The sequence below is a fragment of the bacterium genome (assembly GCA_024224155.1).
GTDB lineage: Bacteria > Acidobacteriota > Thermoanaerobaculia > Multivoradales > JAHEKO01 > CALZIK01.
On sequence record JAAENP010000240.1, the window covers coordinates 1 to 11,488 of the forward strand.

An 11,488-nucleotide genomic window follows, 5' to 3' on the forward strand; every position below is an offset into this window, starting at 1 on the left:
GCCCGCCGGATCTCGGCCGGCGGCGGCGTCATCATGCCGGGCCTGATCAACGCTCACACCCACGTGCCGATGGTTCTCTTCCGGGGGCTCGCGGACGACCTCAAGCTCATGGACTGGCTCGAGAACCACATCTTTCCGGCCGAGGCCCAGCACGTCGACGAGGAGTTCGTCCGCGTCGGCACCCGGCTCGCCTGTCTCGAGATGCTCCGCGGCGGCATCACGACCTTTGTCGACATGTATTACTTCGAAGAGGCGGTCGCGGAGGAGGCCGACGCCTGCGGCATGCGTGCAGTACTGGGCTCTACCCTGATCGACTTTCCCGCGCCCGACAACGCGTCCTGGGAGGACGCGTTGGACTACGCCCGGACCTTTGTCGACAGATGGCGCGGCCATTCTCGGATCGTCGCGGCGCTTGGCCCCCATTCTCCCTACACGGTGTCGGCGGAGCACCTCCAGGAATCCCACGCGGTCGCAGTCGAGCTCGACGCGCCTCTCCTGATCCATGTGGCCGAGGACCGCGCCGAGAGCGAACAGGTTTCGAAGGCAACCGGCATGACCTCGGTCGACTATCTCGACAGCCTCGGGATCCTCGACGAACGCATGGTCGCGGCCCACATGGTCTGGCCCAGCCCGACCGAGATTGGGCTCCTTGCCGAACGCGACGTCGGCGTTGCCCACTGCCCCCAGTCGAACATGAAAGTCGCGGCCGGCATCGCGCCCGTGGCGGCCATGCTCGAAGCTGGGGTCGCGGTCGGTCTCGGCACCGACGGCGCGGCTTCGAACAACGATCTCGATCTCTGGCAGGAGATCGACACGGCCGCCAAGCTCGCCAAGGTGACGACCGGCGACCCGACCGTGGTCGACGCGCGCCAGGCGATGGCGATGGCCACGATCGAGGGTGCCAGGGCGCTCGGCATGGACATGACGATCGGCTCGCTCGAGGTCGGCAAACGCGCCGACCTCATCGTGGTCTCGACCGACGGTCTTCACCAGCAGCCCCAGCCGCCCGACGTCAACCCGTATTCCCTGCTCGCCTACGCGACCAAGGCTTCGGACGTTGAAACGGTCCTGATCGACGGCCGGGTCGTAGTCGAGAACGGCAGGGTTCTGACCCTGGATGAAGCCGGCGTCTTGGCAGCCGCCGCGGAGATCCGCGGTCGAATCTCCGGCGACGGGGCTCGCTAGAGATTCGAAGCATTCGGTCGACACCCAGGTCCACCACTACAGCGGCGCATACAGGCTATACTTCTTTGATGGCCGCGATCGAGCGACTCCGCTTCCTGCTGCTTCAGATTCGCGAGCTCGGCGATCCGGTGATCGAGGAGGAGCGCGACTCCTTCGCCGAGAAGGCCGGTCTCGCCGTCGAGCAGATCCTGTTGCACAACCTCCTCGACGGTCCGCCCACTCACGCGGAGGTTCGGGCGTGTGACGGCCTGCTCGTGGGCGGCAGCGGCGATTACTACGTTTCCAAGGGTCATATGCCCGGCTTCGACGAGCTCATGCGGTTTTTCGTTCAAGTAGCCGATCGCGGCTACCCCACCTTCGCATCCTGCTTCGGCTTCCAGCTCCTGGTTCAGGCCCTCGGTGGGCAGATCGTGCATGACCCCGCCAACACCGAGCTCGGTACGCTGGAGCTTTCGCTGACCGAGGCCGGCCGCGACGATCCGCTCATGGAGACGCTTCCACCCACCTTCAACGCGCAGCTCGGGCACAAGGATCGCGCCGAGCGCCTGCCACCGGGATTCGAGAACCTCGCCAGCGGCCCGCGCTGCGAGTTCCAGGCCTTTCGGGTACCGAACAAGCCGATCTGGGCCACCCAGTTTCATCCCGAGCTGGACGGACATACCAACCGGGGCCGTTATCTGCGCTACCTCGAGGGCTACGCCGAGCACCTGAGCCCGGAGGAACGCGAGCTGGCGCTCGAGAACTACCGCGACAGCTACGAAACCGAGCAGTTGTTGAAGAGATTCATCGAGCTGGTCTTCAACTAGTCGATCGAGTTAACAAGGAGACCGCCATGGCCCATCTGGAACCTCTGCCCGCAGACACTCATGGACACCTGGCCGCTAGTTTCGCGACTTTCGAGCGAATCCTCGGCTTCGTGCCCAACAGCCTGCTCACCATGCAGCGCTGTCCCGAGATTGTCGAGGGCTTCGGCGCTCTGACCCGGTCGATCATGCACGACGACGCCGGCGTGGATCTCGGCTTTCTGCGCCTGGCGGCGCATCTCTCGAGCCGCGCCGCGGGCTGCCGCTACTGCGAGGCGCACTCACTTGTAGCCGCTCAGATTCACGGTGTCAGCAAGGAAAAAGTGGATGCCATCTGGGACTACAAGACTTCGCCGCTCTACTCCGAGGCCGAGCGCGCGGCGCTGGATTTCGCCGCCGCTTCCGGCGCCGTGCCCAACGCCGTCGATAACGAGATCATGGCGAACCTGAAAGCTCACTGGAGCGAGAACCAGATCGTGCGGATTCTCGCCGCGGTGAGCCTCTACGGGTTTCTCAACCGCTGGAACGACTCCATGGCGACCACGCTCGAGACGGCGCCGAAAGAGCTCGCCGACCGGGCGCTGACACCGCGCGGCTGGGACGAAGGCAAGCACGGGTAGGAGAGGCGCCTTGCAGCCGATCGGCGCCGAAGCGCAGACCGTTGCCCCGAGCCCCGGAAACCACTGCCAGCAAAGGCTTAGCCAAGCAATCCTCTGCTATCATGGCGCGTTCTCGCGCTGCAACTCCTTCCTCCCGCGACGAGCCATGCTCCGAGTCATTCAGCAGAACACACACACCAGGGAACTCCCCTATTTCATCCAGACCACGCGTCCGGTCGCGTTCGGAGAAGGCTTCCATCCCGAAGAAGGCGTCGGCCTGGACGCCTTCACCTGGATGTCGGAGCGCGGAGGCATCGATTTCGAGCCCGAGTCCGTTCCTCGGTTCCTCGAATTCGAGGTTTTCTGCGAGTTCTACGATCTCTCCCAGCTTCTGACCGCCACCAATGCGAGCGACTCCCGAAAGCTCGAGCTCGTTCGCGGTTGGAATCGCATCTCCCTGCCAGTGGCGGCCGACAGCGAGAGAGTCGGGCTCGAGGCCAACAAGCTCTACCCGCGCGAATACTACCCGGGCGACGGACGCGCGCTTTCGGTGCGCTATCGCATGCCGCGCCTGCACCAAGACGCAGAGCGCCATCGCCATGTCGACCACCAGCACACCAATACCGTCTTGAACAGGCAGGAGATGCTCGACGGCAAGCACTTCCTTTCGTCGACCGCGCCCGCCCTCGGCATCGACATGTACGGCGTGTGCAACGTCAAACCCGCCTGTGTGTACTGCGAGTGGGATTTCTCGAAGGCCCAGGAAGGCGACTACGTCGACGCGCCCTTCGACGCCAACCTGCTCGAGGAGTGGGGCGAGTTCTTCGACAACTCGAAGGACCTCATCAACTGCTCGATCGGCGAACCGTTCATGATGAAGAACTTCGACGAGCTGATGGACATCTTCGGCGACCGAGGGAAGTTCCTCGAGATCACTACCAACGGCCAGATCCTGACCGACAAGAACATCGACAAGCTCCTCGGCCGGAACATCGACCTCTACATCTCGCTCGACGCCGGAACACCCGAAACCTACGCCGAGCTGCGCAACGACCGATTCGACGACATCATCGTCAACTTGCGGCGCCTCGTCCAAGCCAAAGGCGGCTCGGGGCAGCTGCCCAGGATCAACCTGGTCTTCATGCCCATGCAGGTCAACGTGCACGAGCTCGAGGACTTCATAAAGCTATGCGCCGATCTGGACGTCGACCGCATGATCTTGCGACCGCTCAACTACAGCGAGATCACCAACCTCGACTGGGACCGCGGTGGCTATCACTTCAGCTATCGAAACGAGCTGCTGCCGTTCGACGTTTTGGCACGAACCAGCGCGCTCGCCGCCCACCTGGCCAAACGGTATGGAGTCGAGATCTCGGATCAGATGGACTTTGGCAGCGCCGAGGCACAGGCCTTCGCCGACGAATTCGCGCCGGGTAAGGCAGAGAGTCCGACAACAGTGGCTGAGCCGACGGCTCCGATCTCCGGCAACCCGATCGCCATGACCGCGATGGAAGTCGCCGACGCCGAGTCCGAGCTGCCGTCCCTGGGTGAAGACAAGGTACCGATGTGCACCGAGCCCTGGAAGAGCCTCTACATTCTTCGGCGCGGCATCCTGCCCTGCTGCTACGGCGCCGCCCGCGCCGGGCAGATGGACGAATACCGAGAGTCGTGGAATTCGCAGCTCTTTCAAGATCTCCGCCGCGAGCTCGCCGCCGGCCGATTCCACTACTACTGCCTGGACTCGCAGGCATGCCCACTGGTTCGCAAGGCGGAGGCGGCCGGGCAGCTACCCCGGTCCCAGGTCGCGTTCATGCGCTTCTGGACCAAGTGGTACTGGCTGGACCGGCGCCTCTGGGGGCTTCCCGGAAAGCATCTCTTCAAGCCCGCCAAGTACGTCGCGATCCGCATCCTGCGAATTGCCAGCGAACAAGGGTACGCCAGGCGGGTAATAGCCCGATACTGGCGGCGGCTGCGCGGCGCGGAAGCGTAGTCGACACCTTACCCGTGAGCCTTGCGGGACGACGGTCGAGACCCTTCGCTTCGCTCGAGGGCAAGCGGAGCTCGACCGCTGCGAGTCTTCAGAGACCTCGAAAACCAATCGGGAGGGGACACGAAGGAATCGTGTCCCCGATTACACCGGCACCAGCACGGGGTACTCGGGCTCCCACATGAAGGCATCCACCGCCCCGGCGACGTCCTCGCCCTCCAAGGCCTTTCCGATTCCATCGTCGCTCGCCTGGGCGACGACCGCGATAGCCACTGATCGAGTGACCTCGCGCAAGCGAGACACGGACGGGTAAAGCGCGAACGCGGACAGCTCGTCTTCGGCCACGCTCTCGGCGAGCGCCCGAGCGGCGGCCGTGAACATCGCGTCGGTCACCTCGCCGGCCTCCGCCACGAGCGCGCCGAGCCCTATACCCGGAAAGATGAAAGCGTTGTTCCCCTGGCCGATACGATGCTCGTGACCGTTGTGCGGCACGGGCTCGAAGGGACTTCCTGTGGCAATGAGCGCGGCTCCGTCGGTCCAACGAACCACATCGGCCGGCTCGGCCTCGGAGAGCCGGTTCGGGTTGGAGAACGGGAAGATCAGCGGCCGCTCGGCGTGGGCGGCCACGGCTCGCACGACCTCCTCGGTGAACATCCCGGGCCTCCCCGAGGTGCCGATCAGGACCGTCGGTCGATACGCCGCGACGATCTCCACCAAGCTCTTGCCAGTACCGAGGCCGGCGCTTGCGGCCAACTCGTCAGGCCAGGCCAGAGCCGGTTTGACGCCGGTGAGATCATCACGGCCGGCGATCAAAGGGCCACGCGAGTCCAGCACGGCGACCGCTCGGGTCAGATCGTCCCCGGCGAGGCCGTCGGCCGCCAGCGCCGCTCTCAACTGAACCGCGATGCCTCCGCCCGCGGCGCCGGCACCCACGATCAAGACCCGGTGGTCGATAAGAGGCACTCCGGTCGCCCGGCCCGCGGCCAGGATCCCGGCCAGCGCCGTTGCTCCCGTGCCCTGGATATCGTCATTGAACGAGAGCAGGCGCGAGCGATAACGACCCAGAAGCTCGTGAGCATTCTCGTTGCGGAAATCCTCCCATTGCACCAGGGCTCCGGGATAGAGGCCCTCCACCGCCTCTACGAACTCCTCGATGAGATCGAAGTAGTCTTCCCCTTCGAGCCGCGGCTTGCGCCATCCCAAGTACAGCTCGTCGTCGAGCAGCTCTTGGTTGTTGGTGCCCACGTCGAGCGAGATCGGCAGGGTCTGGGCCGGGTGGATGCCGGCGGCGGCGCAGTAGATCGCGAGCTTGCCGACCGGAATCACCATGCCGCCCACACCCTGGTCTCCTATGCCGAGGATCGCCTGGTTGTCGGTGACAACGATCAACCGAACATCCGAGAAGGGGTTGTTTGCCAGAACCTCTTTCACCCGGCCCCGATGCTCGGGCGTGATCCAGGTGCCCCGAGCTCGACGAAAGATATGGCTGAACTCGCGCGAGGCCTGGCCGACCGTGGGCGTATAGACGATGGGCAGAAACTCCTCCAGGTTGTCGAGGAGCACTCGATAGAACAGGTGCTCGTTGCGGTCCTGAAGCGCCGCGAGTCCGATGTATCGCTCGATCGGCTCGCTCTTGCGCACGATGTTGTCGTAGACCCGGCGAGCCTGCAGTTCCATTGTGCTGACCTGGTCGGGCAGCAGCCCGTCCAAGCCGAAGGTCCTGCGCTCTTCGACGGTGAAGGCCGAGCTCTTGTTGTACATCGGCTGCTCGATCAGCTCGACGCCCCGGTAGGGCACTTCGAGCTCGAGACGGCCGTCAGGGGCTCGGCCACGATAGAAACGGCTGGACACGAAGTAGGTCCAGCCTCTAGGAGTCGGCTTCGGCCGGCGTCTCCGGAACCGGGTTCGACAGCTTGTCGATCTGCTGCCGAACCCGCGCGTTGTCCGGCTCGAACTCGAGGATTCTCTTCAGCGCCGCAATCGCGGCCTCGGTGTTACCGCGCTTGTTCTCGACGCCCGCCAGTGTGCCCAACGCCCAGCTCGACTGAGGGGTGTGCACCAGACTCTCCTCGAGCAGGGCCACGGCTTGGTCCATGTGCCCAGCGCCCGCAAGAGCCTCGGCCGCCCGAATGAGGGTGCCCTCGGAGAAGTCGTACGAGCCACTGCCGAGGTGCTTCTCTCTCAGCTCTCCGTACTTGGCGACCGCGGCCTCGGCTCCCTCCGAACTGCCGACAGCGGCCAGAATATCCTTGAGCTGCTCGGGACGGGCCACGCCCCGATGGCAGATCACGCACTCAACGCGCAGGAGCCCGGCGGTCTCGACGCCCAGCTGGGTCAGATACTCATCATTGATGGCGTCCATCATCTCGAGCATCACTCGTGCCTTGCGCTTGGTTTCTTTCTCGTCCGAAGCGAAATCGAAGGTGAAGATGGGCTGACCTTCCTCGCCAACGTGACAGTGCTGGCAGCGCACGCCCAGGCCCATCGCAAACCCGCGCATCGTCTGGATCAGCTGTCGCGGATCGGTGTCCTCTGGGAAGTACTGCAGGTTCTTCGGCTCGGGCGGCCAGTTCTGGGCCGCAACCGGCAGGGCCAGCCCAACGGCCAGCGCACACAGAGCCGTGATCACCAAGGCACGGCGGTAATCGAACGGCATGCGTCGATCTCCTTTCCAACGGGTTGTCCGCTGCTCACTGTGGTTCTACGGCAGACTATCAGCGTCCGGATGCGCTCTCCCCGTGTTGAAGGCACAAGAAAAGAGCCCTCTCCGAAGAGAGGGCTCTCGAGTAGCTTGAGTCAGCTCGCCCACCTGAGGTCCCGAGGCCCCCAGACCGGGCATCCGACTACCAGCCGGAATTGCGACGACCGCCGCCGCCGCCGAAACCACCACCGCCGCCGCCTTCGCGACGCGGACGCGCTTCGTTGACTCGCAGGCTTCGTCCGCCCATGTCGGTGCCGTCAAGGGCCGAGATGGCCGCGGTGGCGCCGTCATCGTCCATCTCGACGAAGCCGAAGCCTCGCGGACGGCCGGTTTCACGGTCGCTGACGAGGCTGACGCTCTCGACGGAACCGTGGGTTCCGAATAGCTCTCGGATCTCTTGGTCGGTTGCACTGTAGGGCAGATTGCCCACGTAGATTTTCTTCATTTTCTTCTAGCTCTCAATCCTTGCAATGAGTGCGCTCGGGCAAATGCTGATCGGCGCACAGTTACTGAAACTGGTTCCTCACGTTCGGAACCCTCGACGGGAGCCTCACCTAATGGGAGTTTGGGAAAAGCGACTGTTTCTGAAAAGACTCGGGTTTCTCAGGGTTAGCGCGCCCCGAACGGGGCACCCTGCTCTCGTGCAATAAGAGCATAGGGCAAAACGGACGTTTTGTCCAGGAAACGCTTGAGGCGCAGCTACTTGCGCCGGTTCGCGGGGAGGATCCGCTTGCGCAATCGGAAGGCTGCCGGCGTGACTTCGATGAGCTCGTCTTCGGCGATGAACTCGATCGCCTGCTCGAGGCTCAGGGGCTTGGGCGGCACCAACCGGATGAGCTCATCCGCCGCGGCCGCGCGCATGTTGGTGAGTTTCTTCTCCTTGGTGATGTTCACGTCCAGGTCGCCGGAACGCGAGTGCTCGCCGACGATCATCCCTTCATAGACGTCATCGCCAGGAGAAACGAAGAAGACGCCTCGCGGCTGCAGGTGTTCAACGGCGAAACCGGTCACTCGCCCGGTTCGATCGGCCACCAGCGCGCCGGTCATCCTCTGGGGAATGTCACCTTCCCACGGACCGAACCGGTCGAACAGATGATTCATGATTCCGGTTCCCCGAGTATCGGTCAGAAAGTCGGTTCGAAAACCGATCAGACCGCGGGTCGGCACTTCGAACTCGATCCGCACCCGCCCGCTGCCATGATTCACCATGCTCATCATGCGCCCGCGGCGTGTGCCGAGTCTCTGTGTGACGACCCCGACGAAATCCTCCGGGCAATCCACGATCAACTTTTCGATGGGCTCCTGAAGCCGGCCGTTTTCACTCCGCGTCAGCACCTCGGGTCGCCCAACCGAGAACTCGTAGCCCTCCCGGCGCATCATCTCAATGAGAATAGCGAGCTGCAGCTCTCCACGACCAGCGACCACGAAGCCTCGCGCTTCCGCCGCCTCCTCGACGCGAATCGAGACGTTGGTCCACGTCTCCCTGACCAGCCGTTCCTTGAGCTTGCTCGAAGTCACGTACTTACCCTCACGACCGGCGATCGGCGAGTCGCTGACCGAAAACACCATCGCCAGCGTCGGCTCGTCGATGCTGATGGCCGGCAGCGGCCGCGGATCTTCGAGATCGGTGAGGGTCTCGCCGATGGCCACCTCCTCGAAGCCCGCGACGGCTACGATGTCTCCCGGAGCGGCCCGTTCGATCTCCACCCGAGCAAGGCCGTCGTAGCCGTAGAGACGCCCGACTTTGGCCGCCTCGACTTCGCCGTCGTGGCGACACCGTCCGATCAGTTGGCTCTTGGCGATCTCCCCCTGGAACATGCGTCCGATGGCCAACCTGCCGACGTAATCGTCGTAATCGAGCGTGGTCACCAGCAGCTGTAAAGGATGCCCCGGCTCGAACACCGGTGCGGGCACGGTCCGCAGGATCTCCTCGAACAATGGCTGGAGAGTCTGATCCTCTCCATTCGCCTCGGTTCGGCAGATGCCGTCGCGAGCATTCGAGTAGAGGACCGGAAAGTCGAGCTGCTCTTCGCTGGCATCGAGATCGATGAAGAGATCGTAGACCTCGTCCAGGACTTCCTTGATCCGAGCATCGGGCCGGTCGATTTTGTTGATAACCACGATCGGGGCGAGCTCGGCCTCGAGCGCCTTGCGCAGCACGAACCGAGTTTGAGGCAGTGGCCCCTCACTGGCATCGACCAGGAGCAGGACGCCGTCCACGAGCTTGAGAGTGCGCTCGACCTCCCCTCCGAAATCCGCGTGACCGGGTGTGTCAACGATGTTGATCTTGGTCTCGCCGTAGAGGATGGCCGTGTTCTTGGCCATGATCGTGATGCCCTTCTCGCGCTCGAGATCAATCGAGTCCATGACGCGAACGCCCACGTCTTGGTTCTCGCGGAAGGTTCCGCTCTGCCAGAGCATGGCGTCGACCAGGGTCGTCTTGCCGTGATCCACATGAGCGATGATGGCCAGATTGCGCAGATCGGGACGGACTTGGGATGCAAGGGAAGACATGGGGGCTCCGGGTTGAAGTCGGGAGGGGACACAAAGGAATCGTGTCCCCGATGGGACGGCGCAGAGTAGCACGGTTCTGACGGTCTCCCTCCGTGTCGACCGTCTGCCTGTGGTTGGAGACACCTGGGTTCAGAGACCCTAGAGTGCCGCGCGGAGTCGGGCTAGAAATTGGCGACCAGTGAGACCGTCAGAGTCGAGTCCAGACTGTCGAGCTCCGCCAACACCCGAGTGCCGTCGACGAAATCGCCCTGGATCAGAGGGACTTCGGTCAACGCGGGCCGATTGTCGTAGAGCAGCTGCAGACTCGCCTTGAGCGCCAGCCTCTCGCTCAGGGCCGCGCTCACCGAGTTGGTCAGATCGGCGCGATAGTCCGAGCTGTCATCGGCGTTCTCGTCGAGGATCAGATCGCTGTCGAAGGATGTCGCGGCGTTGATCTGACGCCAGTAGTCGTAGGACAGACGCACACCGGCAAAGCTCGAAGTGGCTCCCGAGACGTCGTCTTGATCGGTGAGGGTGACCCCGTAGTCGGTCCGAAACCGAGCGTTCTCCCGCTCGAACCAAACATGACCCACGCCCGCAAAGGCGCTGAAGCGGCTGTCGATCCCGGCAAACTCGTTCTTGTCCCAGCCCGCGCCCGCGAACCAGAAGAACTTCTCCGAAAGACGGTGGTCATAGCGCCCGCGCAGAAGGTAGTTCTCGGCCGTAAGCGCCGTGTCGCGAGTCTCGATCACCCTGAAGTCGGCCGGGCTTCCGACCGCAACGCGCGAGATTATAGTGGTCTCTGAACGAACGCCACCCAGAGCGATTTCCAACGAAGAGCTATCCCATCGGCGGATGACCGTGTTGCGCAGAGCAATCGTCTGTACTTCCGTGTTGCCGCCACTCGCAAGGAGGGAGAACTCCGCGGTGTCGAACCATCCCAGCTTCGGTTCTTCCTCGTCTTGCGCGAGCGCCGGCCCAGCCGAGACAAGGACGACCATCACAAGCGCCATAGCCACACCGATCGGCGTTCTGAGTCGATTCTGGATCTTCATCGATTCGCTTCTCCCAAGAGAATGGACTGCCGTCAGACGGCTGACGTTCCGGGCATAACCCGAGCCGGAACGCCGCAAGATGACCGCTGAGTCTTCTACCCGGCAGACACGGACAAGGCGTACTCGACGACCTGGTCGGGAAGTAACGTCCCGACGTCAAACACGAGGACACAGAACTCGGCGCCGGGGAGGCCGAAAACCAGCAGGTCGCCCTCGTTGGCACGATCGGAGGTGCGCGCTTGACATTGATCTTCCGCGGGCCGTCCCAACCCCACACCTACCGGAAGATCGAAGCCCACGGGCCCCTCCCCTTCGACTGCCTTCTGCTGCAACCGGACCACCTCGATTCGGATCGTGCCTTCGGCGACCACGGTAAAATTGTGGAACTCGCTGCCCTGGAAAGCGAGCTCGCCTTCGAAGACCAGCGGCGTCTCGAGAGGCTCGGTGGAACTGCCGCACCCGACGAGAGCACCCAGAGCTAAAAGGAGGAGAGCTGGGAGCGGCCTTGTCATCGGCCGAAGCCTACAACGGCTTCTCCAGGAAGCCAACGGGCAACGGCAACGCCGGGTCTCCCTACCCTTCGAGGTGGTCTCCGACCACCTCGAAGGGTGTGGCGGCCTCGAGACCCGTCCCTGAATATCTACGCACCACCCCTTTCTTGTCCC

General features: G+C 63.5%; 10 protein-coding genes. 4 read left to right on the plus strand and 6 right to left on the minus strand.

Annotated features, from left to right (window positions below):
* The 4 genes from GY769_12725 to GY769_12740 all read left to right on the plus strand — a co-directional run.
* Positions 1 to 1,185 (plus strand): amidohydrolase (locus tag GY769_12725; protein ID MCP4202783.1); only part of this gene is annotated, 1,185 nt, incomplete at its 5' end.
* A 68-nt stretch (positions 1,186 to 1,253) separates the two neighbouring features.
* Complete coding sequence (locus tag GY769_12730) at positions 1,254 to 1,991, plus strand: type 1 glutamine amidotransferase (protein ID MCP4202784.1); 738 nt, start codon at positions 1,254 to 1,256, stop codon at positions 1,989 to 1,991.
* A gap of 26 nt (positions 1,992 to 2,017) precedes the next feature.
* A complete protein-coding gene (locus GY769_12735; GenBank protein MCP4202785.1) occupies positions 2,018 to 2,608 on the plus strand; it encodes a carboxymuconolactone decarboxylase family protein in 591 nt (196 codons plus the stop codon).
* A gap of 145 nt (positions 2,609 to 2,753) precedes the next feature.
* On the plus strand, positions 2,754 to 4,577 hold the full coding sequence (locus tag GY769_12740) for a radical SAM protein (protein ID MCP4202786.1): 1,824 nt from the start codon (positions 2,754 to 2,756) through the stop codon (positions 4,575 to 4,577).
* Between the two features lie 141 nt (positions 4,578 to 4,718).
* Here GY769_12740 and GY769_12745 read toward each other — a convergent pair whose 3' ends face one another.
* From GY769_12745 to GY769_12770, 6 genes are all read right to left on the minus strand, one after another.
* Positions 4,719 to 6,425: an NAD-dependent malic enzyme gene (locus GY769_12745; GenBank protein MCP4202787.1), complete on the minus strand. Its 1,707-nt coding sequence runs from the start codon at positions 6,423 to 6,425 to the stop codon at positions 4,719 to 4,721.
* Between the two features lie 16 nt (positions 6,426 to 6,441).
* The gene (locus GY769_12750) at positions 6,442 to 7,230 is read right to left on the minus strand and encodes a c-type cytochrome (GenBank protein ID MCP4202788.1); all 789 of its coding nucleotides are present in this window, start codon (positions 7,228 to 7,230) and stop codon (positions 6,442 to 6,444) included.
* A 187-nt stretch (positions 7,231 to 7,417) separates the two neighbouring features.
* Positions 7,418 to 7,720 (minus strand): RNA-binding protein, encoded by a 303-nt coding sequence (locus GY769_12755; GenBank protein MCP4202789.1) that lies wholly within the window; start codon positions 7,718 to 7,720, stop codon positions 7,418 to 7,420.
* Between the two features lie 254 nt (positions 7,721 to 7,974).
* On the minus strand, positions 7,975 to 9,789 hold the full coding sequence (gene typA, locus GY769_12760) for a translational GTPase TypA (protein ID MCP4202790.1): 1,815 nt from the start codon (positions 9,787 to 9,789) through the stop codon (positions 7,975 to 7,977).
* Positions 9,790 to 9,950: 161 nt separating this feature from the next.
* A complete protein-coding gene (locus GY769_12765) occupies positions 9,951 to 10,823 on the minus strand; it encodes a DUF481 domain-containing protein (GenBank protein ID MCP4202791.1) in 873 nt (290 codons plus the stop codon).
* A gap of 95 nt (positions 10,824 to 10,918) precedes the next feature.
* Entirely contained in the window at positions 10,919 to 11,335 is a 417-nt protein-coding gene (locus GY769_12770) for a hypothetical protein (GenBank protein MCP4202792.1), read from the minus strand.
* Positions 11,336 to 11,488 lie beyond the last annotated feature (153 nt).